The organism is Roseibium sp. LAB1 (assembly GCF_054658235.1).
The window spans coordinates 1,631,829-1,656,163 of record NZ_BAAGIB010000002.1 but is presented as its reverse complement, the minus strand read 5'-3'; the positions used below and the strand labels follow the sequence as shown (position 1 = coordinate 1,656,163).

29 protein-coding genes and 1 other RNA gene are annotated in these 24,335 nt (G+C 59.9%); 18 read left to right on the top strand and 12 right to left on the bottom strand.

The window, feature by feature from the left end; translation table 11 throughout:
• Positions 1-17: 17 nt before the first annotated feature.
• The 7 genes from ACYQ54_RS17605 to ACYQ54_RS17575 form a co-directional block, all read right to left on the bottom strand.
• A complete protein-coding gene (locus ACYQ54_RS17605; protein WP_460084614.1) occupies positions 18-662 on the bottom strand; it encodes a hypothetical protein in 645 nt (214 codons plus the stop codon).
• An 89-nt stretch (positions 663-751) separates the two neighbouring features.
• Positions 752-1,366: a hypothetical protein gene (locus tag ACYQ54_RS17600; RefSeq protein ID WP_460084611.1), complete on the bottom strand. Its 615-nt coding sequence runs from the start codon at positions 1,364-1,366 to the stop codon at positions 752-754.
• 182 nt (positions 1,367-1,548) lie between these two features.
• Positions 1,549-2,814: a SulP family inorganic anion transporter gene (locus ACYQ54_RS17595; protein ID WP_460084608.1), complete on the bottom strand. Its 1,266-nt coding sequence runs from the start codon at positions 2,812-2,814 to the stop codon at positions 1,549-1,551.
• Between the two features lie 181 nt (positions 2,815-2,995).
• The gene (locus tag ACYQ54_RS17590) at positions 2,996-4,198 is read right to left on the bottom strand and encodes a lytic murein transglycosylase (RefSeq protein ID WP_460084605.1); all 1,203 of its coding nucleotides are present in this window, start codon (positions 4,196-4,198) and stop codon (positions 2,996-2,998) included.
• A 78-nt stretch (positions 4,199-4,276) separates the two neighbouring features.
• A complete protein-coding gene (locus ACYQ54_RS17585) occupies positions 4,277-4,855 on the bottom strand; it encodes a histidine phosphatase family protein (protein ID WP_460084602.1) in 579 nt (192 codons plus the stop codon).
• Positions 4,855-5,805 carry an NAD(+) diphosphatase gene (gene nudC, locus ACYQ54_RS17580; protein WP_460084600.1) on the bottom strand — a complete coding sequence of 317 codons (951 nt, stop codon included), beginning with the start codon at positions 5,803-5,805 and terminating at the stop codon, positions 4,855-4,857. The genes ACYQ54_RS17585 and nudC overlap by 1 nt, the downstream gene beginning before the upstream one ends.
• 154 nt (positions 5,806-5,959) lie before the next feature.
• Entirely contained in the window at positions 5,960-6,379 is a 420-nt protein-coding gene (locus ACYQ54_RS17575) for an HIT family protein (protein WP_460084597.1), read from the bottom strand.
• A gap of 131 nt (positions 6,380-6,510) precedes the next feature.
• Here ACYQ54_RS17575 and ffs point away from each other — a divergent pair.
• The 3 genes from ffs to ACYQ54_RS17560 all read left to right on the top strand — a co-directional run bounded on the left by ffs (position 6,511) and on the right by ACYQ54_RS17560 (position 7,388).
• An RNA gene (gene ffs / locus ACYQ54_RS17570) (signal recognition particle sRNA small type) lies at positions 6,511-6,608 on the top strand.
• Between the two features lie 134 nt (positions 6,609-6,742).
• A complete protein-coding gene (locus ACYQ54_RS17565) occupies positions 6,743-7,003 on the top strand; it encodes a hypothetical protein (RefSeq protein WP_460084595.1) in 261 nt (86 codons plus the stop codon).
• Entirely contained in the window at positions 6,990-7,388 is a 399-nt protein-coding gene (locus ACYQ54_RS17560; protein ID WP_460084593.1) for a hypothetical protein, read from the top strand. Before ACYQ54_RS17565 ends, ACYQ54_RS17560 begins: the two co-directional genes overlap by 14 nt.
• A 13-nt stretch (positions 7,389-7,401) precedes the next feature.
• Here the strand turns inward: ACYQ54_RS17560 and ACYQ54_RS17555 are convergent, their stop codons facing one another.
• Complete coding sequence (locus ACYQ54_RS17555; RefSeq protein ID WP_460084591.1) at positions 7,402-7,764, bottom strand: hypothetical protein; 363 nt, start codon at positions 7,762-7,764, stop codon at positions 7,402-7,404.
• Positions 7,765-7,928: 164 nt separating this feature from the next.
• Here ACYQ54_RS17555 and ACYQ54_RS17550 point away from each other — a divergent pair, with 164 nt between their 5' ends.
• From ACYQ54_RS17550 to recR, 3 genes are all read left to right on the top strand, one after another.
• A complete protein-coding gene (locus ACYQ54_RS17550) occupies positions 7,929-9,836 on the top strand; it encodes a DNA polymerase III subunit gamma/tau (RefSeq protein WP_460084588.1) in 1,908 nt (635 codons plus the stop codon).
• 89 nt (positions 9,837-9,925) lie between these two features.
• Positions 9,926-10,246, top strand: a complete 321-nt coding sequence (locus ACYQ54_RS17545) for a YbaB/EbfC family nucleoid-associated protein (RefSeq protein WP_460084585.1) — start codon at positions 9,926-9,928, stop codon at positions 10,244-10,246.
• A gap of 153 nt (positions 10,247-10,399) precedes the next feature.
• Positions 10,400-11,008 (top strand): recombination mediator RecR, encoded by a 609-nt coding sequence (recR, locus tag ACYQ54_RS17540; protein ID WP_460084583.1) that lies wholly within the window; start codon positions 10,400-10,402, stop codon positions 11,006-11,008.
• A gap of 48 nt (positions 11,009-11,056) precedes the next feature.
• Here the strand turns inward: recR and ACYQ54_RS17535 are convergent, their stop codons facing one another.
• Positions 11,057-11,803, bottom strand: a complete 747-nt coding sequence (locus tag ACYQ54_RS17535; protein WP_460084580.1) for a class I SAM-dependent methyltransferase — start codon at positions 11,801-11,803, stop codon at positions 11,057-11,059.
• A gap of 194 nt (positions 11,804-11,997) precedes the next feature.
• Here ACYQ54_RS17535 and ACYQ54_RS17530 point away from each other — a divergent pair, with 194 nt between their 5' ends.
• The 7 genes from ACYQ54_RS17530 (at position 11,998) to ACYQ54_RS17500 (ending at position 18,343) form a co-directional block, all read left to right on the top strand.
• Entirely contained in the window at positions 11,998-12,681 is a 684-nt protein-coding gene (locus ACYQ54_RS17530) for a sulfate transporter family protein (RefSeq protein WP_460084864.1), read from the top strand.
• Between the two features lie 124 nt (positions 12,682-12,805).
• Entirely contained in the window at positions 12,806-13,741 is a 936-nt protein-coding gene (locus ACYQ54_RS17525) for a glutaminase (RefSeq protein WP_460084577.1), read from the top strand.
• Positions 13,742-14,018: 277 nt separating this feature from the next.
• Entirely contained in the window at positions 14,019-14,417 is a 399-nt protein-coding gene (gene sdhC, locus ACYQ54_RS17520) for a succinate dehydrogenase, cytochrome b556 subunit (RefSeq protein ID WP_460084574.1), read from the top strand.
• Positions 14,418-14,427: 10 nt separating this feature from the next.
• Positions 14,428-14,811 (top strand): succinate dehydrogenase, hydrophobic membrane anchor protein, encoded by a 384-nt coding sequence (gene sdhD, locus ACYQ54_RS17515; RefSeq protein WP_460084571.1) that lies wholly within the window; start codon positions 14,428-14,430, stop codon positions 14,809-14,811.
• A gap of 5 nt (positions 14,812-14,816) precedes the next feature.
• Positions 14,817-16,643, top strand: coding sequence for a succinate dehydrogenase flavoprotein subunit (sdhA, locus tag ACYQ54_RS17510; protein WP_460084568.1), 1,827 nt, complete (start codon positions 14,817-14,819; stop codon positions 16,641-16,643).
• Positions 16,644-16,655: 12 nt separating this feature from the next.
• Positions 16,656-17,501 carry an FkbM family methyltransferase gene (locus ACYQ54_RS17505; RefSeq protein WP_460084565.1) on the top strand — a complete coding sequence of 282 codons (846 nt, stop codon included), beginning with the start codon at positions 16,656-16,658 and terminating at the stop codon, positions 17,499-17,501.
• Between the two features lie 59 nt (positions 17,502-17,560).
• On the top strand, positions 17,561-18,343 hold the full coding sequence (locus tag ACYQ54_RS17500; protein WP_031268685.1) for a succinate dehydrogenase iron-sulfur subunit: 783 nt from the start codon (positions 17,561-17,563) through the stop codon (positions 18,341-18,343).
• Between the two features lie 201 nt (positions 18,344-18,544).
• Here the strand turns inward: ACYQ54_RS17500 and ACYQ54_RS17495 are convergent, their stop codons facing one another.
• The 3 genes from ACYQ54_RS17495 to ACYQ54_RS17485 are packed head-to-tail and all read right to left on the bottom strand — an operon-like array spanning position 18,545 to position 20,678.
• Positions 18,545-19,369: a class I SAM-dependent methyltransferase gene (locus ACYQ54_RS17495; protein WP_460084562.1), complete on the bottom strand. Its 825-nt coding sequence runs from the start codon at positions 19,367-19,369 to the stop codon at positions 18,545-18,547.
• Positions 19,330-20,520, bottom strand: coding sequence for a Rossmann-fold NAD(P)-binding domain-containing protein (locus ACYQ54_RS17490; protein WP_460084559.1), 1,191 nt, complete (start codon positions 20,518-20,520; stop codon positions 19,330-19,332). The genes ACYQ54_RS17495 and ACYQ54_RS17490 overlap by 40 nt, the downstream gene beginning before the upstream one ends.
• Before the next feature lie 2 nt (positions 20,521-20,522).
• Positions 20,523-20,678, bottom strand: a complete 156-nt coding sequence (locus tag ACYQ54_RS17485) for a hypothetical protein (RefSeq protein ID WP_460084556.1) — start codon at positions 20,676-20,678, stop codon at positions 20,523-20,525.
• 209 nt (positions 20,679-20,887) lie between these two features.
• On the opposite strand from ACYQ54_RS17485, the gene creD reads away from it, so the two are divergent.
• The 5 genes from creD (at position 20,888) to msrA (ending at position 24,268) form a co-directional block, all read left to right on the top strand.
• The gene (gene creD / locus ACYQ54_RS17480; protein ID WP_460084554.1) at positions 20,888-22,234 is read left to right on the top strand and encodes a cell envelope integrity protein CreD; all 1,347 of its coding nucleotides are present in this window, start codon (positions 20,888-20,890) and stop codon (positions 22,232-22,234) included.
• Between the two features lie 191 nt (positions 22,235-22,425).
• Complete coding sequence (locus tag ACYQ54_RS17475; protein ID WP_460084861.1) at positions 22,426-22,809, top strand: VOC family protein; 384 nt, start codon at positions 22,426-22,428, stop codon at positions 22,807-22,809.
• 34 nt (positions 22,810-22,843) lie between these two features.
• Positions 22,844-23,221 (top strand): VOC family protein, encoded by a 378-nt coding sequence (locus ACYQ54_RS17470; RefSeq protein ID WP_460084551.1) that lies wholly within the window; start codon positions 22,844-22,846, stop codon positions 23,219-23,221.
• Positions 23,222-23,456: 235 nt separating this feature from the next.
• Positions 23,457-23,627 (top strand): hypothetical protein, encoded by a 171-nt coding sequence (locus ACYQ54_RS17465; RefSeq protein WP_460084549.1) that lies wholly within the window; start codon positions 23,457-23,459, stop codon positions 23,625-23,627.
• The gene (gene msrA, locus ACYQ54_RS17460) at positions 23,624-24,268 is read left to right on the top strand and encodes a peptide-methionine (S)-S-oxide reductase MsrA (protein ID WP_460084547.1); all 645 of its coding nucleotides are present in this window, start codon (positions 23,624-23,626) and stop codon (positions 24,266-24,268) included. The genes ACYQ54_RS17465 and msrA overlap by 4 nt, the downstream gene beginning before the upstream one ends.
• Positions 24,269-24,335: the final 67 nt, after the last annotated feature.

Below are 24,335 nucleotides of genomic sequence, written 5' to 3'. Positions count from 1 at the left end.
TTAAGATAGCCACTCGCTTACCCGTCGTTTGTGGCTGTTACGCCTGTCTCCGCACAGCGCGGAAACCCGCCACCGACGCCACTTGCGCTGTCTGCCATCTGCTCCGCCAGATCGACATCGCGCAGCAGAGGTATGTAGCCGCCCAGCTCATCCGCTTTCAGATAGGTGCTGACCAGAATGCGATCAGGCCGTTGCTCGAACGCCAGGCACCCGTCGACGCCGACTTCCATATTGCCCTCGATCTTGTCCCGTTCCGACTTGTCCATCGTCAGGAGATAGGATTGAAAGGCCTTGAAAGCGGGGATGCTGTCGTTCGGCAACCGATAGATTTCAAACCGCCGTCCTTCCTGCAGCTCGGTGCGTAGTTCCGCCCGCTCGGCCTTGGAGGAAACGCGGACGAAAGCAAGTTTCTCCTCCATCACCAGTTTGCCGGTCTTCTTGTCCTTCACCGTCAGCATCATGCGTGCCCCGCCTTCCGGGATGCGGATGCTGACCGGATATCGGACGGCAACCCGCAAGGTCGCCGGGTTGGTTTTCAGGAGGTCGAAATCGGCCAGTTTGACCATGGTGGCGAGTGGAACATGGCTGCAGGCAGTCAACACAAGCAGGGGTACGCAAAGCATGACCGCCAGCAGCGGGCGGCGAGAAAGAGTGGTCAACATGGGAAGGGTATTTCGATCCGAAGACGGGAATGTGTGATTGTCTGTGGCAGGGATGGGCAAGGCCTGGGCAGACCTCGCCCGTTTGCCGGTCATGAACAGGGCGGGATCGGATCCTTGAGGTCGCTGCGATTTCCCTGCTGCGTGTGTCTCAAGTCGAGATTTTCCGCCAGAGCCACGAAGGTCTCCAGTTCCGATGTCTTGAGATATGTCGAAATCAACATCTCGCCGGTATCGGCAGCATCAAGCTTGCAGCCGGTGACTTCGATCGACAGGGATCCGCCAATCGTTTGCTGACGAGACTTGGGCATGGCCAGATACTTGGCCTGCAGTGCCCGCAACTCAGCCACTTGTTTCGCCGGGATCCGGTACACGAACACCAGATTTTCGGGTGCCTCCGCACGCACCTCGGCTGCCTGTTCGCCAGGCATGGTCCTTTGCAGTTCGATCCGTTTTTCCTGGATCACACGTCCGGTCTTCTTGTCGGACAGAACAACATGAACCCTTGCGGCTCCATCCGGGACTTTCATTCTATCGGGATGACGGACCGCTAGCCGGAAGTGGTCCGGGTCGGTCGTGGCGGGATTGAACCGGTCGAGCGGGGCCGCAAAGGACGATGCGGTGCCAAAGATCGTCAGGATGAAGGCAAGAAGAAGGGTTCTCGCGCGTACCCGAAGGTCCGCGCCGCAAGACGAAAATACAGACATGAGGAGAGGCTCCGATTTAAATTTCGATGATTAATTATCGTAAAACAATAAAAAATAAAAGTAGAAAATTTATGCCTCGCACGTGCTGCCAATCCCTTGATTGGTCGCAACCAAGGGGGAATTCTGGAAATTCGGGTGAAAACCTCGTTTTATGAATGTCCTGAAGACGGTGACTGGCCGCGTCAGCGCTCCGGCATCGACCAGTCGTCGGGCTGCTTCTTGCGTTCTCGCAGTCTGATGGCAAGGCCGATGGAAACACCGACGCCGATGGCGACGGTCAGATCAATCAGGACCGTCAGGATCAGGGTGGTCAGCAACAGCAACCGGTCAGCCATCGGGGCGCTCAGATAGGACTTCCACTTGTGCGGTTCGCTCATGCTCCAGGCCGTCAGAACCAGCAGGGCCGCCATGGCGGGCAGGGCCAGATATCCGGCCAGAGGCGCCGCAATCAGCATGATCAGCAAGATCGCGAGCGCATGCACCAGCCCCGATACCGGCGTCTTGCCGCCCGCACGAATATTGGTGGCCGTACGTGCGATGGCCCCCGTGGCGGGCAGACCGCCGAAGAGCGCCGAGGCGATATTTGCTGTTCCCTGTGCCAGCATTTCGGCGTTGGGACGGTGACGGCCCTCGATCATCCGATCGGCGACCATGGCAGACAGGAGCGATTCCACCCCGGCCAGGAACGCAATCACGATGGCTGACGGAAACAGCTCCACCACCCGCTCGACCGAGACGGTGGGCAGCGCCGGAAACGGCAACGTGTTGGGCAGGGCACCAAAGCGGGAGGCAATTGTCTCCACCGGCAGGGCGGCCATGACCACGGCCAGCGAGGCCAGCGAAACGGCAACGATCAGCCCTGGAAAGGCGGGGGCCATACGGCGCAGGACGACGATCATCACGAGCGTGACCAGCGCAAGTCCGCTGGCGGCAAGGGAGGCGCTGTCCCGTGCCTCCCAGAGAACGGGAAGTTTTTCCAGGAAGTCCGCCGGAACTTCTGTGATCTGAAGGCCGAAAAAATCCTTGATCTGGCTCGAGGCAATGATGATCGCAATGCCGATGGTGAACCCGTTGACCACCGCTTCCGGCACATAGCGGATCAATCTGCCGATCCGGAAATACCCGCCGGTCAGAAGCAGTATGCCGGCCATGAAAGTGGCCAGAACCAGTCCGTCATATCCGTGATCGGCGATGACACCGTAAACCACCACGATGAAAGCGCCGGTCGGCCCACCGATCTGCACCCGGCTGCCGCCGAGAAGCGAGATGAAGAAACCGCCGACAATCGCAGTCACCAGCCCTTTGGCCGGATCGGCTCCCGACGCGATGGCGATTGCCAGGCTGAGGGGCAGGGCAACCATGGCAACGGTTATCCCGGCGACAAGGTCGGCACGGAAAAGCGGCAGGGAATAATCCTGCAAGGTGGTTACGATCTTGGGGAGCCGCATGAAGGCACCGGAGAAGCAGCAAGGAAGGATGTCCGCACACTCTTCCGCACTGCACGCCCAAAATCAACTGTTTGTTGAAACAGGGCTGCCGCGGCGCTTGGTCACGGCAAATGGGAGCACGGAAACAAGCGGATCTGACGTCGTATCCCGCTGCAACCAATAGAAGAACCCGGCGAGTGTGCTATCCGATCCAGCAGGTCGCGAAGAAGCCGTTCTTTTCCTGATCCTTGCCGATGGACCGCCGTGTCTTGAAGCCGATCAGGCCGTCGGCTCCGCCGACATCATGCCCAAGGCCTTCAAGCCTCTGCTGCAGGTTTCGTACCGCGCCACGGGTGGTTTCCTTCATCGGTTTCCAGTCACCGGCAAAACCACTGTTGTTGCCATACCTGTCCGCCAGGTGACCGACGAAGAGTGCGTAAGTATCGCTCTCGTTGTAGTCCTTGATGACATAGAAGTTTTCTGTGGCAATGAAGGCCGGGCCATAGCGGCCGGCAGGCAGCAGGATGTTGCCCGGCCGGTTGACCTCATTGGCTGGAAACGGCTTGCCGCTGACGCGCTTGACGCCTTCACGCACGAAGTCGGAAATCTTCTGGCGGTTGTCCGGACCTTCCCGCGTGCAGGAGACGTTGTCCGGCAAATACACTTCATAGCCCCAGTCCCTGTCAGCTACCCAGCCGTGAGCCGAGAGGTAGTGGGCAATGGAAGCCATGGTGTCGATGTCGGAGGTCCAGATGTTGCGCTTGCCGTCACCGTCGAAATCGACCGCGTATTTCCAGAAGGAAGACGGCAGGAACTGCGGTTGTCCCATGGCGCCGCCCCACGAGCTCTTCATGCCCTGCCGGGACACGTCCCCATTTTGCAGGATCTTCAATCCGGCGATCAGCTCGCCTTTGAAGAAGTCCGGCCGCTGCCCCATGAAGGCCTGCGTTGCCAGAACGCGGATCGCGTCATAGGGGATCTTGGCGCCGCCATAGCCCGATTCCCTTGCCCAGATTGCAAGGATGATCCGGCTGGGCACGCCGTATTTCGCTTCGATCCGCGACAGCACCGCCGCGTGTTTCTGCATCAGGGATCGCCCGCGGGGTACAAGGGCGTTGAACTGGCTGTCCCGGAAGTAGCGGCTGGGGGAGCCGAACTCGGCCTGAAAGTTGATCTTGGGCGGCTTGCCCTTGCCCCCCGGTCCAACCAGCCCTGGCAGGGACGTGTCGGGTGTCAGACCCTTCAGTTCCCGGTCCAGCGTAGCCTGGGAAATGCCTTGCTGGCGCGCTGCCGGAACGACTTCAGACGACAGGAACTGCCGGAACTGGGCATCATATTGACCTGCCCCTGCGGGCAGGATGGTGACGGCAAGGCAGGTCAGGGTCGCAAGAACTAACTTCGGCATACGGCAGATCACATCGGGCTCCCGGATCACGACAGGTCAAGGCAGCGTAACATGTTCAGGGTCTTCGTCCGACCGTGCTTAAAGGTCTGTCCAAGCCAAATTGCGCCCGGCCTGGTTCATCAGCCAGGATTTCTCGAAACGGTACCAGCTGCCACCGCGTCTCTGGTCATGATGGCGGGAAATCGGTGCGGCCATCAGATGGCACATCAGCAAGGTGCCGACGGCGCCATGACCGACGAACAGGACCGGGTCTTCCTCGGGAATGTGGCGCAGGGCGCTTTTGACGCCATTGACGATCCGGTCCTGGGCGTCGATCGCACGTTCCCAGCCGCGAACGGAATGATGGGGATCGGCAAAGAAAAGATCTGCAGTCTGCTCGAACTCTTCAGGTGGCAGAAAGCCGGTCGCACTCCGGTCATTCTCGTGCAGGAACGGAAGCGACCGCTGAAAGACGCGGAGGCGGCCGGAGAAGACCTGCGCGGTATCAAGCGCCTTCTTTTCGGCACTGGAGATTACCTGTCGGATGTCCTTGGCAAACGGCAGGGCGGTGGCTTTCGCCGCGCGCTCCCGGCCCGTATCCGACAGGCCCCACTCGGGAACGGGAACGTCCGGATCGATAAGGACTTCCGGATGGGTCAGGTAAGCGCACCAGGTCATCAGAGCGTTCCGTCGAGCCAGCCCTTGATCAGTTCAAAGGCGATGGAAATCGAAGGCGGTATCTTGTGGCCCTCGGGATGCGTATCGGCCAGCATTTGCCGCACTTCGTCCCGGTCGCACCATTTGCAGGCTTCAAGCTCGTCGTCCTCGATGGCGATGTCGAAGGAGGTCGCCTTGCCGATACAGCCGAGCATCAGGTTCGCCGGAAACGGCCAGGGCTGGTTGGCAATCAGGCGGACGTCGCCAACCACGATGCCGCTTTCTTCCAGCGTCTCGCGGCGGACGGCCTGTTCGATGGTCTCACCCGGTTCCATGAAGCCGGCAAGGGTCGTGTATATGCCTTCCGGGAGCCGCGCCGGACGGCCGAGCAGGGCCTTGTCACCGCTCTCGTCGGTGATCAGCATGATCACACATGGGTCCGTGCGCGGAAAATGCTGACCGCCGCAGGACGGGCAATCACGCCGGTATCCGGCTTCGGCCAGATGGCTCTTCTCGCCGCAGCGCGAACAGAATTGGTGGGTGCGGTGCCAATGGACCAGTGCGCGGGCCTGCGCAAGCGCGCCCATGTCTTGTGGTGCGAAGGAATTCTGCAAGGCTAGGGCGCGCAAGTCGATGAGCTGCAGGTCGGTACGCTCAGCAAGGTCTTCATCTGTCGCAGACAGGGTGGTTGCAAACAAGGCTTCCCCGTTTTCCGGCCGCAGCCCGAGGAAGATCAGTTCGTCCCGCACGGCTCCGAGCGAAAGTGCCGCCTCCAGGCGGTGCCCGACGGACAGGCTCTCTCCTGCTGCAAAGACCAGCGTCCGGTCCGTCGATAGCACGATCCGTGTGTCCGGCTTGTCCAGAAGGCTGGCCAGATAAGCGGTGTCGCCACGCCGCGTCGATTGCCGGTCGAGCGTATTGCCGAGGAAACTCATTTCCATGGCCAGGGAACCGGCAGATGTGGCGTGCATGTCAAAGTCCTTGGAAAAGAAAGAGGCGGGAGATCAGGAAACGCAGGCTTATCACCTAGTGCATTTTCCGGTTCGGAGAAACCGCTTCCTACTGTTGTCGCCGATCACATCTGAATGCAGATTGAAACAGCCGCAAAGCAGGTTCGTCCGGATGTCAGTCGTCGTCACCGGCAATGGCGTCTCGCAGTTTTTCGATCAAGGCTTCCACCTTGTCGTGGGAATACTCCTGCGCGGGCACAGCGCCCCACACCGGCCCGGGCCAGGCGGGATCATCCCGGAAACGGGCAATCACGTGAACATGCAGTTGCGACACCTGATTTCCGAGAGCACCGACATTGAGTTTCTCGCAATCGGTGACTTGCCGCAGAACCTGGCTGGCTTGGGCGATTTCACTCATTAACTGCATCTGGTCGGCCTCTTCCAGATCGATGATCTCGACCAGGTCCGACTTGCGGGGAATGAGCAGTAACCAGGGATAATTGGCATCTTTCAGCAGGCGGACAGTGCACAGCGTCAGATCGGTGACGAAGTAACTGTCGCCTTCGAGACGGGGATTGAGGGCAAAGGATGACATGAAATGGCTCCGGCAGAATTTTCCGAAGGCTACACGCTTCGTGCCGGGTTTGGGAGTGCGATTTCCCGGCAAACAAAAAACCGTGTTGCCCTCTTGCCAAACCCCATCCCCCTTCTGATATAAGGCGCTCGGGAGGTTGGTGGTGGACGAGCCACTCGCCAACCGGGTCAGGTCCGGAAGGAAGCAGCCCTAACGAGCCTCGGCACGGGTCATCGTGCCAGCCTCCCACCCTATTCAAAGCCTCAAGCTTTACCAAAAAGCACCGCCGGTTTTCCGCGGTGCTTTTTTGTTTTCCGAGGTGCGGTCCGCTTCGTTTCAGATCGGTAAGTTGACAAAAAGGTACATTGGTACCAAAGTAACATCATGCAAAAATCAATTGAACGCGTTCAGACCGGTGTGCGTCTGGAAAAGCGGCTGCTCAAGGTCCTCAAGGGCCTGGCCGAGCATCTGGATATCAGCCTCGGTGATCTGATCGAGGGCATGGCGCTGCATGCCTTTGAGAACAAGCCACCGTTTTCGGAAGAGACGCTGGAAAAGATCCGGCAACTCAAGAGTGTCTACGATCTGGATCTTGGCGCGGCCGACAGCCACAAACTGAAGGATGAAACGGTTGTCGGAGCTTAGGGATTACGCAGAGCTTGCCGCCCGCTTCGAAGCCGGACGGCTGGATGCGAAAGGCTTCAGCCATGTGGATCATGTCGGCGTGGCCTGTCAGATGCTGCAGCAATACGAGTTTCTTGATGCAGCCTGCCGATATGGCAACGCGTTGCGCGGTCTTGCAGCCAGGGCAGGTGTTCCGGAAAAATTCAACACGACCATTACTTTGGCTTTCCTTGGCATCCTGTCGGAGCGAATGGCGGAGACGCCGCACGAATCCTTCGGCGAGTTCCTTGCGAAGAACCCTGACCTCAACTCGCGGGCGCTTATGGGGACGTGGTATTCGGATGCGCGGCTCGGGTTGGAAAGCGCACGGCACAGGTTTCTGTTGCCGGACAGATATCGTGGCTGAACCAAATCAGCGGCTAGCGGCGCTTTTTGCCGAGACGTTTGGCGTTGGCACGCACGCGCTTGGCAAAGGGCCGCACACTTTTGGCGGCGACCGACTGGCCTAAACCTGTTGAAATTCGGCTTGCGGCAGACAGAGATTGCCGACCCAGCCAGAAGCGCTGAACCGATTTCATTCCGTGACGCATCACCTCCGCGTTCAGCGCAAGCGCGCTTTCCGTGACAGCGGCTGTTTTTTCGCTGACCATCCGATGCAGTTCCGGATTTGAGTTCAGCGTGCCCGTCTGCAGGCTCGCGGCCCAGTTCTGGCTGCGCAGAGCAATGACGACAGGGGCCTGGAACCACAGGCTGAACAGGTCGTTCGAGAGTTTTCCAGACATATCGTCTCCGGGGTGAAAACCGGCAGGAAATCAAGACCGGCAGGGACTCAACGCCTGGGTTGGGCAAACGGTTCCCCACGGGCGGCGGGAACAGTTGCCGGGCCACACAGAAAAACTTTCAAAAGCCCGTCCCACTTTTCGAAAAAATGGTTATGGTGCCGCTCATGGACGAGACAGGCTTTTCCGAAAGTGGCGGCGGACAGACGCCGGGATTGATGGCGGGTCAGGGCGCGGCAAAACCTGCACCCGATGATGGCGCTTACCGTGTTCTTGCGCGCAAGTACCGGCCGAAGACCTTTGAGGATCTGGTCGGCCAGGAGCCCATGGTGCAGACGCTGGAAAACGCGTTTGAAACCGGCCGGATCGCGCAGGCCTGGATGCTGACCGGTGTTCGTGGTGTCGGCAAGACCACCACTGCCCGTATTCTGGCACGGGGCCTCAATTACGAAGTGCCGGGTGTCGCCGACAAGCCGACGGTGAAGCTGACCCAGGAAGGCACGCACTGCAAGGCCATCATGGAAGGCCGCCATGTCGATGTCATCGAGATGGACGCCGCCTCTCACACCGGCATCAACGACATTCGCGAGATCATCGACGCGGCCCGCTATCGCCCGGCGACAGCGCGGTACAAGGTCTACATCATCGACGAAGTGCACATGCTCTCGAACGCCGCTTTCAACGGTCTGCTGAAGACACTGGAAGAACCTCCGGAGCATGTGAAATTCATCTTCGCGACGACGGAAATCCGCAAGGTTCCGATCACGGTCCTGTCGCGCTGCCAGCGTTTCGACCTGCGCCGGATCGAACAATCGAAGCTGATCGGTCTGCTGCGCCGGATTTCCGATGCCGAAGGCATCCAGATCTCCGACGAAGCTCTGATGCTGATCGCTCGTGCGGGTGAAGGCTCGGCGCGTGATTCCCTGTCCCTGCTCGATCAGGCCATGGCCCATGGCGCCGGTGCCATCGAGGCAAAAGACCTGCGCCAGATGCTTGGTCTTGCGGACCGCGCCCGGGTGATCGATCTGTTCGGCCACATCATGGCGGGCCGGATCGAGGACGCATTGGGCGAATTGCAGGCGCAATATGAAGTCGGTGCGGACCCGGCCATCGTGCTGACGGACCTGGCGGATTTCACCCACCTTGTTACACGGATGAAGGTTGCGCCGAAATCGGCCGACGAAGCCTCCGTTACCGAAGCCGAGCGCGCGCGCGGCCGTGAATTTGCCGAGCAAATCTCCGTCCGGCTGCTGTCCCGCGCCTGGCAGATCCTTTTGAAAGGCGTTCAGGAAGTTCAGACCGCCTCCAAGCCGCTGGCAGCAGCGGACATGGTTCTGGTCCGCCTAGCCTACGCGGCGGACCTGCCGGACCCGGGCGACCTGATGGCCCAGATCAAGAACGGCCAGAACCCGTTTGCCGGTGCTGCGCCATCCGGCGGCGGCTCGGCCCCGTCCGGAGGTGGAGGTCCGTCAGCCATGGCTGTCGGCATGACCTACGCGTCTGGCAATTCGGGTGGTGGCCCGACCATGCAGGCGAGCGGACGTCCGCAGCTTTCAGCCATTCAGGGTGGCAGGCCGGCACCTCAGGTCGCGCCGCAAACCGCACCCGAGCCGCAGGCCCAGCCGGCCTATAATCTCAAGAGCCTCTACGATTGCGCCGCCCTTGCGTCCGAAAAGGGCGATATCCCGTTCAAGGTGAAGATCCAGCGGCTGATGCGGCTGGTGAAATTCGAACCCGGCAAGATCGAGATCCAGCCGACCGACGATGCTCCGGCCGACATAGCCGGCGAGTTCGGCCGCAAGCTGACCGAATGGACCGGACAGCGCTGGTTTGTCGTGGTCTCCCGCAATCAGGGCCGGCCGACCATCCACGAAGAGCAGGAGGCCAACCAGCAGCAGCTTCTGTCCGATGCGAAGTCGCACCCGACTGTTGCCGCCCTGCTGGCACAGTTTCCGGGTGCCCGCGTGGTAGACGTGAAGGTTCAGGTCACCGAGGAAGACGATGCCGCCCTGGCGGACCCGATGGTCAGTGATCCGCTCCTGAGTGAAGCGCTCGGCGATGATGAAGACGATTGATCCGCGCTTCTTGTTCTTCTAAATGCAGTCCCCAGATAGGTAAGGTCGCGGAAATCCGCGCCATGTGAAGGTTTGGAAGGAGTCGTTCCATGGATTTCCTCAAGATGATGAAACAGGCCAAGCAAATGCAGGAGCAGATGGGCTCTCTGCAGGAGCAGATCGTTGAGATCGAGGCTGAAGGCTCGGCCGGTGGCGGTCTGGTCACCGTGCGTCTCAACGGCAAGAGCGATCTGAAGTCGCTGTCGATTGACCCGTCTCTTCTGAAAGAAGAGGAAAAGGAGATCCTCGAGGATCTTCTGATCGCCGCCCACACCGAAGCCCGTGCCAAGGTCGAGCAGGCAATTCAGGAAAAGACGCAGGATCTGATGGGAGGCCTCGGCCTGCCCGCCGGGATGAAACTGCCGTTCTGATACCGGCTGAAGGGCGCACTGGCCATCAGAACTGTGTGCTGTGCCCGTCGTCCGGCCTATCCAGCCGTCTCCCGATCAACGGAGACGGGGTTGCGGCCGGTGTGATGCGGCAGATCTTTCAGATGGTCGGCAACGCGCGTTGAAGAGAAAACCATGGCGCAGAAAAGTGTGGCAGGGCCGGAAATCGAACGGCTGATCCAGCTCCTGGCGAAGTTGCCGGGGCTCGGCCCGCGTTCGGCTCGCCGTGCCGCGTTGCATCTGATCAAGAAGAAGGATCAGCTGCTGGTGCCGCTGGCGGACGCCATGGGCATCGCGGTCCGGGAAATAGGCATCTGCTCCACGTGCGGCACAGTTGATACCTCCGATCCCTGCACAATCTGTTCCGATCCCAAACGGGACCAGAGCGTTCTGGTCGTGGTCGAGGATGTTGCCGACCTGTGGGCACTGGAACGCGCAGGCGCTGTCAATGCCCGCTACCACGTCCTTGGTGGAAACCTGTCACCGCTCGATGGCATCGGACCGGATGATCTCAACCTCGCGTCGCTGATCGATCGCTGCGGGTCGGAAGGTTTTTCGGAAGTCATCCTGGCCATCAACGCCACCGTGGAGGGCCAGACCACGGCTCATTACATCATGGACCAGCTTTCCCACCTTGACGTCAATGTCACCCGCCTGGCCCATGGTGTGCCGGTCGGCGGCGAGCTGGACTATCTGGACGAAGGCACGCTGGCGCAAGCGTTGAGAGCCCGGACGCGGTTCTAAAATCGCTTCGAAATCTGATTGCCCGGGTTATTGCCGGCCTCTACATTCTCACTTCTCGTACAGGAACGCGGCGCAAAACAGATCGCCGGGAAACCGGTAGATTTCGCGGCTTGAGGAAAAGCCCGCCGTCTCGCCCATTGCCACCCAGTCCTGCGGTGTTTCGGGAAAATCATGCGTGCTGATGTGCTGCCAGAGGTGGTCGTATTCGGCATCGGTAAGTGACCGGAACCGGTGGCGCAGCTCTTCTTTCCAGCGGCGCGTATAGTCAACCCGGGTCTCGCCGGTCAGGCACACAGGTTCGGCACAGACGAAGACGCCGCCCGGCTTGAGCGCATCGCGGATTGCCGCCAGCATTTCCTGTTTCTGTGGCCGTTGCAGGTGATGGATGGAATAGCCGCACCAGATGAAGTTGGCGCCGGCCGGGCGTTTCCGGATGCCCTCGACCATATCCTCTTCGGCAAGCTCGACGTCATAGGGCACGTCTTTCATGACCCGGGCCGCACATTGAAGCGCGGGGCGCGACAGGTCGAGGCCCTCGTAACCCTCAACCTTGCTGCCTTCAAGCACCGCATGTGCCAGACTGGCATCGCCGCAGGCCAGATCCAGAAACACGAACGGTCTGTCAAAACGCGTGGCGATCTCATCGCGCAAAAGCTGACCGATTTCCCGGTGGTGCATTTCGTTGGCCTGCACCAGCTTCTGGTAGATACCCCATTCAAACTGGAACATGTTGAGGGCTTCAGGCGCCAGAACCGTACTGACGTCAGTGTCGGGGTTGAAGTGAAGATGCAGCATCGGACAGCCCGGACGATAGAATTTGGAACCGGCTTCAAACAGCCGTCTGACAAATGCTAGTTTCGGAAGGCTGATTTCACAACATTAAGTTTAGATCCGCTCCGGTGTAGGCGCCTGTGTTCGTGCACGGGCTTGCACATGATCAGCGCTGCACTTATGTCGAAGCGGTCGTTCACGAGAAATTTGAAGGTGTCATGTTCCAAGCTGCTTCCCGCGCCATGTCCGAGGTGTTCGAACCGCCGTTCCGGGCAATTTTCTGGAAGATGCTCGGGTTTACAATTGGCGTGCTGGTGGTCATCTGGATTGCCCTGCAAGGTGTGATCGCCGCCTTCGTTGCGCTGCCTTATGCCTGGATGGATACGGCGATTTCCGTTCTGACGGGCATTGGCGCTGTTTTTGTGCTTGGTTTTCTGATCGCACCGATCTCTGCCCTGTTTGCCGGCCTCTTCCAGGACGAGATTGCCGATATCGTCGACAAGAAGGACTACCCCGGCGACCGGCCCGGCAGAGCACTGCCGCTGTCGCAGTCGATCGTGCAGACCATCAAGTTCACCGGTGTCGTCATTCTGGGGAACCTGTTCGCGCTGGTTCTGCTGCTCGTTCCCGGCGTCAATCTGGTTGCCTTCTTCATCGTGAACGGTTACCTGCTCGGACGGGAATTCTTTGAATTCGCAGCCATGCGGTTCCTCCCGGCGGCAGAAGCGAAGGCGTTCCGCAAGGCACGCGGTGGAACTGTTTTTCTGGCTGGCCTGGTCATCGCCGGCCTGCTTGCGGTGCCGATCCTCAACCTTGTGACACCGATCTTTGCCACCATCTTCATGCTGCATCTCTACAAGCTGCTTGCAGCCCGCACGCCGATGTCCGCTTCGGCCAGGTAAGAAGAGGCACTCCGGGTGCCTTTCCGGGGGGGCAGCGACCCACCGTTAATTTGCAAAGACAGTCCAAGACACTTGCATCGGGCGCTGCGATCTGAAGAACTGCTCCCCGGAACGGAGGGGCACAATGCAGGATTTGCTGACGGAGATCGCGGAGGCGGCTGCCGCCAACACCGACAAAGGCAATGTCGCGACCTATATTCCCGAACTGGCCGGGATAGATCCAAATCAGTTCGGCATGGCCATTGCGCTGGCCGATGGCCGGGTATTTACCGCCGGCGACGCCGATGTGCCGTTCTCCATCCAGTCGGTTTCCAAGATATTCGCGCTAGCCCTGGCACTAGGCCGGGTGGGGGATCAGATCTGGCACCGGGTTGGCCGCGAGCCGTCAGGGCTTTCCTTTGATTCGGTCCTGCTTCTGGAGCGCGAGGCAGGCATTCCGCGCAATCCTTTCATCAATGCCGGCGCACTGGTGACGACAGATACCTATTTGGCAGGTTCCACACCGCGCGAGGCGCTGGGGGAACTGTTGCGCTTCATCCGTGCGGCCTGCGACGACGACAGCATCCACATGAACGAGGAGGTCGCGAAGTCGGAACTGGCCACCGGACACCGCAATTTTTCGCTCGCTCATTATCTGGCGTCCTACGGCAACCTGAAGGCTTCCGTCGACAAGGTGCTCGGCACCTACTGCCATCAGTGCGCCGTTGAAATGTCCTGCCGGCAGCTTGCGCTTGCCGGACGCTTTCTGGTGGATGCTCCCGGAATGCCGGGCCTCGTTTCCATCGAACGCCGCCGGCGGATCAACGCTCTCATGATGACCTGTGGCCATTATGACGGCTCGGGCGATTTCGCCTTCCGTGTCGGCATGCCGGGAAAGAGTGGTGTTGGCGGCGGTATTCTGGTGATTTCCCCAAGCCGGGCCTCCATCGCCGTCTGGTCGCCAGGTCTCAACAGGTACGGCAATTCCAAGCTCGGCACTGAGGCAATGGAGCATTTTGCCCGCAAAACCGGCTGGTCGGTGTTCGGGGTTCCCCACGGCGGGGAAGCGGCTCACCTTTAGGTCACTTTATGCCACCGGATGAATTTAAACGATATAGAAGTAGTTTCCGGGCAATTAGGCCTATAGGATATTTTGACCTTTGGAAGCGTTGGCGCTATTACGCACCTAGACAACGCTTTGATTTGCTTACGTTTGCGTAAACGTAAACCGGGGTGAGGTGAGTTGAGGTTGGGTCGTTTGTCCATGAGGCCGCGCCGGTTCGTCCGGGGTCGGAAACAGGTATGAACGGGTCATCTTAAGCGCATTTCGCTCTAGCGTCGTACGGGAGAGGAATTCCATGTCGAACGCCGATCTGCGGGGCAACCGCCCGCTGTCGCCCCATCTTCAGATTTACAAGCCCATTCTGACGATGGTCATGTCGATTTTGCACCGCATCACTGGCGCGGCGCTCTATTTCGGCACCGTCCTGCTGGCCTGGTGGCTGATCGCCGCTGCGGCGGGCCCCAGCTACTTCGATTTCGTCAACGGCATCTACGGCTCGTTCATCGGCCGTCTGATCCTGTTCGGCTTCACCTGGGCGCTCGTGCATCACATGCTCGGCGGCCTGCGTCACTTCATCTGGGACATGGGCGCGGGCTTCGGCAAGGAAGCGCGCGAGTGGCTCGCCAAGGCGACCATCATCGGTTCCGTCGCTGTCACGCTGATCCTCTGGATCATCGGCTACGCGGTTCGCTAAGGAGAGTGTCATGACAGATATGCGCACACCCCTGAACAAGGTACGCGGCCTGGGATCTGCCAAGGAAGGCACCGATCACTTCTGGAAGCAGCGTCTCACCGCTGTTGCCAACGTGTTCCTGATCTCGTTCTTCGTGATCCTCGTGATCGCAATGCAGGGCTCCTCCCACAGCGACGTGGTCGAGACCCTCAAGAACCCGCTCGTTTCGATCATTCTGCTCCTGGTTATCCTCTCCGGCGTCTATCACATGAAGCTCGGCATGCAGGTGATCATTGAAGACTATGTGCATGGCGAAGGCATCAAGTTCCTCACGTTGATGGCGAACACCTTCTTCTGCGCCTTTATCGGTTTCGGCTGCGTCTTCGCAGTTCTCAAGATTGGCTTTGGAGGCTGACCCGAATGGCCAAGACCTATGAATTTGTCGACCACACCTACGATGTGGTTGTCGTCGGTGCCGGTGGCGCCGGCCTTCGGGCGACGCTCGGCATGGCCGAGCAGGGCCTGAGGACGGCCTGCATCACCAAGGTGTTCCCGACCCGCTCCCACACGGTTGCCGCCCAGGGTGGAATCGCCGCGTCGCTCAAGAACATGACGCCGGACTGCTGGGAATGGCACATGTACGACACGGTGAAGGGTTCCGACTGGCTCGGCGACACCGACGCCATGGAATACCTGGCCCGCGAAGCGCCCAAGGCGGTCTTTGAGCTGGAGCACTACGGTGTACCGTTCTCCCGCACCGAAGACGGCCGCATTTATCAGCGTCCGTTCGGCGGTCACATGCAGAATTACGGCGAAGGCCCCCCCGTGCAGCGCACCTGCGCCGCGGCGGACCGGACCGGCCACGCCATCCTGCACACGCTTTATGGTCAGTCCCTGCGCAACAATGCCGAATTCTACATCGAGTATTTCGCGCTCGACCTGATCATGTCCGAAGACGGCGTCTGCCAGGGTGTCATCGCGTGGAACCTCGACGACGGCACCATACACCGCTTCGCCGCCAAGATGGTGGTTCTGGCCACCGGCGGTTATGGCCGCGCCTTCTTCTCGGCAACCTCCGCCCACACCTGCACCGGTGACGGTGGCGGCATGGTGGCCCGCGCAGGCCTGCCGCTGCAGGACATGGAATTCGTCCAGTTCCACCCGACCGGTATCTACGGCTCGGGCTGCCTGATCACTGAGGGCGCGCGCGGCGAGGGCGGTTATCTGGTCAATTCCGAAGGCGAACGCTTCATGGAGCGCTACGCACCGTCGGCTAAGGACCTTGCCTCCCGTGACGTGGTCTCGCGCTGCATGACCATGGAAATCCGCGAAGGTCGCGGCGTCGGCAAGAACAAGGACCACATCTTCCTGCACCTGGATCACCTCGATCCGGCGCTGCTGGCGGAACGCCTGCCGGGCATCTCCGAAAGCGCCCGCATCTTTGCAGGCGTGGATGTGACCAAGGATCCGATCCCGGTCCTGCCGACCGTTCACTACAACATGGGCGGCATTCCGACCAACTACTGGGGCGAAGTGCTGAACGCGGACGGGGACAACCCGAACCGCATTCAGGAAGGCCTGATGGCCGTCGGCGAAGCCGGCTGCGCATCGGTCCACGGTGCCAACCGTCTTGGCTCCAACTCGCTGATCGACCTTGTGGTCTTCGGCCGCGCAGCGGCGATCAAGGCGGCTGAGGTTGTCGATCCCAAATCTGCCGTGCCGACGCCGAATGAAGCCTCCTGCGAAAAGATCATGGACCGTTTCGACAAGCTGCGGAACGCTTCCGGTTCGATCCCGACCGCGGACCTGCGCGACAAGATGCAGCGTGCCATGCAGGAAGATGCTGCCGTCTTCCGTACCCAGGAAAGCCTGGAGCAGGGCTGCAAGCGTCTGAGCGAGATCTGGGGTGAACTGAAGGACATCAAGGTTTCCGACCGGTCGTTGATCTGGAATTCCGACCTGGTGGAAACACTGGAGCTGGAGAACCTGATGGCCAACGCCATCACCACGGTCTACGGCGCGGAAGCCCGCAAGGAAAGCCGCGGCGCCCATGCTCGCGAGGACTACAAGGACGGTCCGTTTGCCGGCCGCGACGACGAGAACTGGCGCAAGCACACACTCTCGTGGGTCGATGAAGCCGGCAACGTCAAGCTGGACTACCGTCCGGTGGTGCTCGATCCGCTGACCACCTTGGAGCAAGGTGGCATCGACCCGAAAAAGATCGCGCCGAAAGCGCGCGTCTACTAAGGGGACGGCACAGTGAGCCAGGTGGCAACCCTTTTGGACACGAGAAGTCCGTTCGGCACTTATCCCGCCGAACGGATGGTCCGGGCTGCCTGGCGTCTTGCCGACAGGCACGATCTGTCCAGGGGCCTGCGCAAGCGTATCCGCGCCCTGGTGGCACGGTTCTTCAAAGGCCCCTACGACCTGGAAGCCGACGGTCTGAAGTTCCGGATCTATCCGGGCGAAAATTATGACGACCGCAAGATCCTGGCCAAGGGCCGCCTGCCGGAACGCGAAGAGCACAAGCTGATCGAACCGTATCTTGGCGAGGGCAAGGTCTTTGTCGATATCGGCGCCAACATTGGCTCCTACTCGATTTTCGCCGCCGGTCTCGGCGCTGAGGTCGTTGCGATCGAGGCCAATCCGCAAACGGCGACAAAGCTCGGTTTCAACGTGCGTGCGAACGACCTTGAAAAGGTCACCGTGGTCAATTCGGCCGTGGGCCCGCGCGACGATACCCTGCCGCTCTGGCAGGAACCGAGCAACTGCGGCTTTGCCACCTTCGTGAAGGATCTGACCACGGGCGAATGGGCGGGCGACTGGACTCCGACTTTCGTCAAGGTCCGTCCGCTGACAGCCATTGCCGACGAACAGGGCCTGACCCGGATCGACGTATTGAAAGTTGACGTGGAAGGCTTCGAGGACCGCGTGGTCCTGCCTTTTCTGAGGCACGCGGACCGGAGCCTCTGGCCCCGCGTGATCCTGCTTGAAACCAATTGCCGGCCCTATTGGACCGAGGATTGCCTGAGTGAACTGGCAAACCGCGGCTACGGGGTGACCGGCCAGACGAATGACAACATGGTCTTTGAGCTCACTGCCTGAGCGAAAGACGATTTGGCCCTGGACGCGAAACCAAGGGCCCAACGCGGAGCAGTAACGAGATGGTTCAGCTGACGCTTCCCCGGAACTCCCAGGTGACGGAAGGCAAGGTGTGGGACAAGCCGGAAGGCGCCACCAACCTGCGTGAATACCGCATCTATCGCTGGAATCCGGACGATGGCCGCAACCCGCGCGTCGATACCTATTTCATCAATGCGGACGATTGCGGCCCGATGGTGCTCGACGGCCTCATCTACATCAAGAACAAGATCGACCCGACGCTAACCTTCCGCCGATCCTGCCGCGAGGGCATCTGCGGGTCCTGCGCGATGAACATCGACGGCACCAATACGCTGGCCTGCACCAAGGGCATGGACGAGATCGCGGGCGACGTCGTCAAGATCTACCCGCTGCCGCACATGCCGGTGGTCAAGGACCTTGTTCCGGATCTGACCAATTTCTATGCCCAGCACCGTTCGATCGAGCCGTGGTTGAAGACAGTATCGCCAGCCCCGGAAAAGGAATGGCGCCAGTCGCATGAAGACCGGGTGAAGCTTGACGGGCTCTACGAGTGCATTCTCTGCGCCTGCTGCTCCACTTCCTGCCCGAGTTACTGGTGGAACGGTGACCGTTATCTCGGCCCGGCAGTCCTTCTGCAGGCCTATCGATGGCTGATCGACAGCCGTGACGAAGCCACCGGCGAGCGCCTGGATAATCTGGAAGATCCGTTCCGGCTTTACCGCTGCCACACCATCATGAACTGCTCGCAAGCCTGCCCGAAGGGTCTGAACCCGGCGAAGGCGATTGCCGAGATCAAGAAGATGATGGTCGAACGCCGGGTTTGATTGACTGGCAACTGGACATTGAAAGGCCGTCCCTCGGGGCGGCCTTTTTGTCTTTTGCGTCCGTCATTGCGGACAAGTGCAGCCGTGGCGTCCTTGTCCGGAATGACGCGGGAAAACAATGTCGAGTTACCCGGCCTCCTGCTCCGTCCGAACCGGAATTGATCCGTAACTGCCGCAATCACGAGAAAAGAACCGCAGGCCTCACGCCTTCGCCCGACACACCAGAAGTGAGCTGTTGCACCAGCCCCGGAAACCGGGGACACGTCCAAGCATGCGGGTGAGGGCGATTTCGGCGGGTTTCAGCGGGCCCCATTCGAAGGTCTTGCCGCGCAGGTGGTGGAACAGCTTTCCGTGGCGGTTGGTTTCCTCGTACCAGGGGCTGAGCATCGGCAGATAAGGCAGGCAGGAGAGATAGCCGATGCCGTGAACCGACTCGATCGTGACGGCGCGGCCGATGATGTCGGACCATTCGTTCAAGGTCATGCGCACCTGATGCTCGGCATAATGCAGGTGCTTCAGCTTCAGCCGGTCGAGACGGTAGAGCTGGGGCACGACCGCAAGGATCAACCCGCCGGGGGCGACGACCTCGCCGCATTGGCGCATCACCGATTCGATCGCCGGCCCGCGCCCGGGCAGATGCTCCAGCACATCCAGCAGCGCGATGATATCCGGTTGCCAGGGAAGGTCGTCGCGGTGTTCGGCAAGGCGTGTGGCATCCAGCACGATGTCCGGTTCGAAGGCCGCTTCGTAATCCGCGCCGCAATAATCGAAATCAAGACCGGTAGCGGCGAGATACTCTTTCGAAATCGATGTCGAGCAGCCAATGTCCAGAATACGCGGCGATCGACCGAGGTCTTGTGACCAGCTCGAAATAGTGCGGGAGACGATGTCGAATTTCACCGTCCCGTAAAGGTTTCTCTGGGCGTTCGCGAGTTTCTTGACCAGATACTGGGAATGTACGGTGACATCGGATTGCTCAACGTCCGTTACGTCTGATCTCTCTGTTCGATCCAGAGTTTGGTGCACACTGCCTCTCCTTCTGTCGCCAAGCGGTGAATGCCGGGTTCGTAGGTGTAGGTGGTCAGGTCGGCCATCAGAACGATCAGCTCGCCAAGGATCAGTTCGACCACTTCATCGGCAACGCTGCCGGAGCCTGGAATGAAATTGGCCGGGTATCCGTCATTGACAAGGCAGATCTGCCGGTCTGCCTCTGCAGAGCCGGACAGCTGGAAAGCCTTGATGGAGGGATGAATGTCGTAGGATGACGACTGTTCCAGATAGTCGACGTCGATCTCGATTCGCCGGGAACTGGCGCTGGCCACCAGGCAGCCGGGCCGAAGCTGCTGCAGCACATCCCGGGTTATCGACAAGCGGCCGGTCGCCCCGACAACCAGGTCGCAGTACTCAAGGTCCGTGGGAACGAGTGTCGCAGGATATCCGGACAAGCGGGCTTCGGCGATTTTCAGTGGGTCGACATCGATCAGCGAGACGACCACATCCAGCCGGCGCAAGGCCTTGGCCACGCCGAAGCCGATCCAGCCTGCGCCGAAAACGGCGGCCCTCCGGCCGGCCAGCGTGTTGCCCAGATCGCGCATCAGCCCGTCGAGGCACCGGGCGATTGTTTCGCCGCAGCGCACCGCTTCCAGACGCTTCAATTCGCTGTCGGCACAATGCAGCACAGGCACCTTAAGCTGCGTCTGGCCTGCCCGCCAGACACCCTGCTTGGTGATCTCCACCACACCTTCAACAAGGTCCAATTGGTCCTGAAACTGCTCGTGCAGCAATTCAACCGCGTAACCACCGACTTCCTGAACGACGAGCTTCTGGTTGGAGGCCCGGCAGTCGTCCAGGCTCTTTTGCAAGGCGCCCGCCAGAACCTGCTTGAATTCCGGCTCGGTCTTCGGACACTGAACCTTGTCGCCATATACGGCCTGCCATTTCAGCCGTGTCACATCGCTGCCGGAAGAATAAGGGATGCCAATGATCGCGTCGAAATCCATGACGCCTTCCAGTGCATCGATCATGCGCCGGGTATCGTCGAAGAGATGGGCCACCAGCAGATACCGGTGTCCCTCGCTCCTGAAGAGATCAAGTCGCTTTACCAGCTCCGGCAGATAGTTCGCGCGGCGGGCATAGCCGGGCGCGGCCACAGTGGTTTTTTCGCTTAATGGATACATTGTCATTTATTCCGAGGGTTCTGCCATTCTGGCACCGCGCCACCGGTACGCACAAGTGCGAGTTGTGAAATAGAACGGAAAAATAAGGCAGCAATCCAGCGTCTTTTTGCTGTCTGCACGGGAACTGCACAAACAATACTGAAAAGCCGCTCGGTCATGCCCTTTTGTCTCCCGGTCAGTCTTCGATGCTCACCCTGTTGACCGGGTACCCGCCCGTCGGGGCCCTTCTGGCAGAGGGTTTATTTGAATGACAAGCGATATTGAAAATGACGCCGTTGAACAACCGGAGGAGCAGCCTCAATTTTCGGAGCGCCGCTCCCCAAGGGCCCAGCCTTTCCGGACGCCCTCCTTTCTTGGGTCTCCAGCAGTGAAATTTGTGCTGATCGGGATACTGACGGTGATGTTGCTCGTGCCGAGCCTGTTCGTCTGGGTTCTGGTGGAAGAGCGAGCCGACAGGGCCCGTGACGTTGCACAGGACATTGCCCGGTCCTGGGGAGGCATCCAGGAGATCAACGGCCCCTATCTGGTCGTGCCGTTCAGCGAGACCTACACCGTCTCATCCGGGGAAAGCGCAAAAACCGAAATCCGGTGGCACACAGCCATCCTGTTTCCGGAACGACTGGATGTGAGTGGTGACATCTCTGTCCAGGAACGCCGGAAATCGATCTACGCGCTGCCGGTCTATCATGGCAACGTGACCATGAAGGGCCGGTTTGCTGCCGCACCTGCTGAAAACTTCCAGCCGCAGTTCGGCGGGCAAATCGACATTGCCGCAGACAAAGCGGTTCTGGTGGTCGGCATTGGAGACATCACCGCCCTGAAAAGCGAGATTGCTCTGGTGCTGAACGGCAGCGGCTCGGTGCCGTTCGAACCCGGGCTCGGACCATTGACCCAGGAGCCGATGCGGCGGTCCGTTTCGACCTTGAATCCATCCGGGATCAACGCGCCGGTCGCAGCCGGCTTGTGGCGCAACGGGTTTTCGTTCGACATACCCATCCAGCTGAATGGCTCCACGGCCTTCTACGTTGCTCCGGCAGGCCAAACGACCAGTGTTTCCCTGCAGTCCGACTGGCCGCATCCCGGCTTTACCGGAGCATTTCTGCCGGAGACGAGAGACATCGGCGAAACAGGGTTCACCGCGTCCTGGACCATCCCATATCTTGCCCGCGGCATTCCCAAGCTGGTGCTTGGCACGCATATGCCACTGCAGGACAAGGTTCTGGGGGTGGAATTCGTCGAACCCGTCAATTTCTACCAGACCATCTCAAGGTCGCTGAAATACGCTGTCTGTTTCATCAGTCTGACCTTCCTGGCGGTCTTCGTTCTGGAGATGCGCTCCGGGTGGCGGGTGCACTGGATCCAGTACGGTCTGGTCGGGCTGTCGTTGATCATATTCTATGTCATGCTGCTCGCCCTTGCCGAGCATGTCGGGTATGGCCCCGCCTACCTTCTTGCCGCGGCTGCCGGAACGCTTCTGAATGCGATCTATATCGGCACATCGCTCAGAAGCCGCCTTGCCGGAGGCGTGATGCTTGCGGTCCTGGCAACCATATTCGGTGTGCTCTACGCTCTCATGCAGGAGCAGGACTACGCGCTCCTGATCGGTTCGTTGATTGCATTCCTGGCTCTCGCCGTCACCATGTTCGCAACCCAGCGGATCGACTGGACAGGACATCAGCAGGCCGCGACAAATCGGGAAGCTGAACCGGCCTGACGGATAACCCGTTCAAATGCCGGTGGCGCGGCAAAGCCGTGCCGCCGGGATCACGTGAAGGACAGTGCAGGGCCGGTCTTGCGTGACTCGCCTCGGTTGCAGATCCCCGCACGGTGAAAACGAAGCTTGCATTTTCTCTTTATTTGTTCCTATTTTGTTCCCAATTTTCATACTGGGAGAAAATCATGTCCATTCTCGATCACATCGGTTTTGCAGTCAGTGATTATCCAAAGTCCCGGGCGTTCTACGAAAAGGCCCTGGCTCCGCTTGGTATCAAGGTGCTGATGGAGGTCACGGCGGAAATGACGGGTGGCGCCGCCTACTGCGGCTTCGGCAAGGACAAGCCTGATTTCTGGATTGGCGAGGGCAAGGCTCCTGGAAAACCGATGCATGTGGCGTTTGCCGCTTCGAGCCGGGAGCTGGTCGATGCCTTTTACCAAGCCGCGATTGCGGCCGGCGGCACCGACAATGGTGCGCCAGGGCTGCGGCCGCAGTATCACGAGCATTACTACGGCGCTTTCGTGCTCGATCCCGATGGTTTGAACATCGAGGCAGTCTGTCATCTGCCGGAATAAGTCTTTGCGACCTGATATCAATTTGGAGAAGAACATGCACAAGAGCCGGTTGGGAGATCTGGTGATCGACTGCGAAGGGGGCGATATTGACCGTCACGCTGAATTCTGGGCAGGGGCACTCGGGCGAACTGTCGAGGCCGAGCCCAAAAATCCCCGGTACCGCCGTCTGATCGGTACGGATGATGAAATCGGTATCCTGCTCCAGTCGGTCGAACACCCCTCTCGCGTCCACCTGGATATCGAAACCGACAATCCGGAAAAGGAAGTCGCGCGGCTTGAAGGCCTGGGGGCGACCATCGTGCAAAAGCTGGATGGCTGGACAGTGATGCAGGCAACCAGCGGCCACAGGTTCTGCATCGTCAAACCGCAATTGGCCGGCTTCGAGGAGACCGCAAAGACCTGGGAGGCCTGAGTTCGGGCAGGGCAATTGTGGTGTCACCGGTCTGGTGTCTGCACGGACATCCCGGTCGTCATCCCGGCGAACATCGATTGGCCGGGATGACCGCCTTGAGGGCATTCGTCGACCCGCAAAGGACGATGTGAAGCGGGATCCCTCACGGCTGTCTCACGTTCATGTGCAGCTTGTGGGAACGGAGTTGAGTTTGTCTCCACGGCGGGGTGCGTTACCTCTGTGGGTAGAATTCGAAATGCGCTTCACGGCGATCATCGCAAATGAAGTGCGTTTCAAAGTTGAAGACCACAGCTCGAAACCGAAGCGCGCTGGTTATCTTTCCGGCTTGGGTCTCGCCATGATGACCAGATTGGCAGCCCGGCAGGAAAGGGCGATCACCAGCAGCTTCCTGGAGGACCTGACATGAAGCGCCTGCTCCCGCTCACTCTTTTTGCCGCTCTCGCAGCATCGATGCCCCCGGGGGCCGCACAGGCCGAAACCGCGGTGCTCGCCGGAGGGTGTTTCTGGTGCGTTGAATCCGACCTTGAGAAACTTCCCGGCGTGCGCGACGTCGTATCCGGTTACGCGGGCGGCGAGACCCAGAACCCCACCTACAAGGATTACGATCGTGGTGGCCACCGGGAGGTCGTGAAGGTCGATTTCGATGAGACCAAGATCGGTTACGCCGATCTTGTCGGGATTTTCCTGCGCACCGTGGACGTGACGGACGCCGGCGGTCAGTTCTGCGACCGGGGCCATGCCTATTCGACGGCGATCTATCCTCTCGACGAGACACAGGCGAAACAGGCGAAGGCGGAAATCGCGAAGGCGGAAAAGGCATTGGGCGGCAAGATCGTGACCCCGGTCGAGGCACCGGCCGTTTTCTGGCCGGCCGAGGACTACCATCAGGGCTATTACAAGAGCCAGGTGCGCACACTGACCCGCTTCGGTTACGTCACCCGTGCCGACGCCTACAAGGGCTATCGGAAGGGTTGCGGCCGGGATGCGCAGGTCAAGGCCGTATGGGGTAGCGAGGCCTTCAAGGGGCTGCCCAAAGCAGGGTCATAACGCCTGAAACGGGCCGTTTTCTGCGGAAACGGCCTATAAGAACGGCATTTTCGGCAAAATTTTAGAC

Coding starts and splice junctions, on each gene's coding strand:
- ACYQ54_RS17605 (WP_460084614.1), bottom strand. CDS start 662: ATGTTGACCACTCTTTCTCGCCGCCCGCTGCTGGCGGTCATGCTTTGC.
- ACYQ54_RS17600 (WP_460084611.1), bottom strand. CDS start 1,366: ATGTCTGTATTTTCGTCTTGCGGCGCGGACCTTCGGGTACGCGCGAGA.
- ACYQ54_RS17595 (WP_460084608.1), bottom strand. CDS start 2,814: ATGCGGCTCCCCAAGATCGTAACCACCTTGCAGGATTATTCCCTGCCG.
- ACYQ54_RS17590 (WP_460084605.1), bottom strand. CDS start 4,198: ATGCCGAAGTTAGTTCTTGCGACCCTGACCTGCCTTGCCGTCACCATC.
- ACYQ54_RS17585 (WP_460084602.1), bottom strand. CDS start 4,855: ATGACCTGGTGCGCTTACCTGACCCATCCGGAAGTCCTTATCGATCCG.
- nudC (WP_460084600.1), bottom strand. CDS start 5,805: ATGCACGCCACATCTGCCGGTTCCCTGGCCATGGAAATGAGTTTCCTC.
- ACYQ54_RS17575 (WP_460084597.1), bottom strand. CDS start 6,379: ATGTCATCCTTTGCCCTCAATCCCCGTCTCGAAGGCGACAGTTACTTC.
- ACYQ54_RS17565 (WP_460084595.1), top strand. CDS start 6,743: ATGCAAAAATCAATTGAACGCGTTCAGACCGGTGTGCGTCTGGAAAAG.
- ACYQ54_RS17555 (WP_460084591.1), bottom strand. CDS start 7,764: ATGTCTGGAAAACTCTCGAACGACCTGTTCAGCCTGTGGTTCCAGGCC.
- ACYQ54_RS17550 (WP_460084588.1), top strand. CDS start 7,929: ATGGACGAGACAGGCTTTTCCGAAAGTGGCGGCGGACAGACGCCGGGA.
- ACYQ54_RS17545 (WP_460084585.1), top strand. CDS start 9,926: ATGGATTTCCTCAAGATGATGAAACAGGCCAAGCAAATGCAGGAGCAG.
- recR (WP_460084583.1), top strand. CDS start 10,400: ATGGCGCAGAAAAGTGTGGCAGGGCCGGAAATCGAACGGCTGATCCAG.
- ACYQ54_RS17535 (WP_460084580.1), bottom strand. CDS start 11,803: ATGCTGCATCTTCACTTCAACCCCGACACTGACGTCAGTACGGTTCTG.
- ACYQ54_RS17530 (WP_460084864.1), top strand. CDS start 11,998: ATGTTCCAAGCTGCTTCCCGCGCCATGTCCGAGGTGTTCGAACCGCCG.
- ACYQ54_RS17525 (WP_460084577.1), top strand. CDS start 12,806: ATGCAGGATTTGCTGACGGAGATCGCGGAGGCGGCTGCCGCCAACACC.
- sdhC (WP_460084574.1), top strand. CDS start 14,019: ATGTCGAACGCCGATCTGCGGGGCAACCGCCCGCTGTCGCCCCATCTT.
- sdhD (WP_460084571.1), top strand. CDS start 14,428: ATGACAGATATGCGCACACCCCTGAACAAGGTACGCGGCCTGGGATCT.
- sdhA (WP_460084568.1), top strand. CDS start 14,817: ATGGCCAAGACCTATGAATTTGTCGACCACACCTACGATGTGGTTGTC.
- ACYQ54_RS17500 (WP_031268685.1), top strand. CDS start 17,561: ATGGTTCAGCTGACGCTTCCCCGGAACTCCCAGGTGACGGAAGGCAAG.
- ACYQ54_RS17490 (WP_460084559.1), bottom strand. CDS start 20,520: ATGTATCCATTAAGCGAAAAAACCACTGTGGCCGCGCCCGGCTATGCC.
- ACYQ54_RS17485 (WP_460084556.1), bottom strand. CDS start 20,678: ATGACCGAGCGGCTTTTCAGTATTGTTTGTGCAGTTCCCGTGCAGACA.
- ACYQ54_RS17470 (WP_460084551.1), top strand. CDS start 22,844: ATGCACAAGAGCCGGTTGGGAGATCTGGTGATCGACTGCGAAGGGGGC.
- ACYQ54_RS17465 (WP_460084549.1), top strand. CDS start 23,457: ATGCGCTTCACGGCGATCATCGCAAATGAAGTGCGTTTCAAAGTTGAA.
- msrA (WP_460084547.1), top strand. CDS start 23,624: ATGAAGCGCCTGCTCCCGCTCACTCTTTTTGCCGCTCTCGCAGCATCG.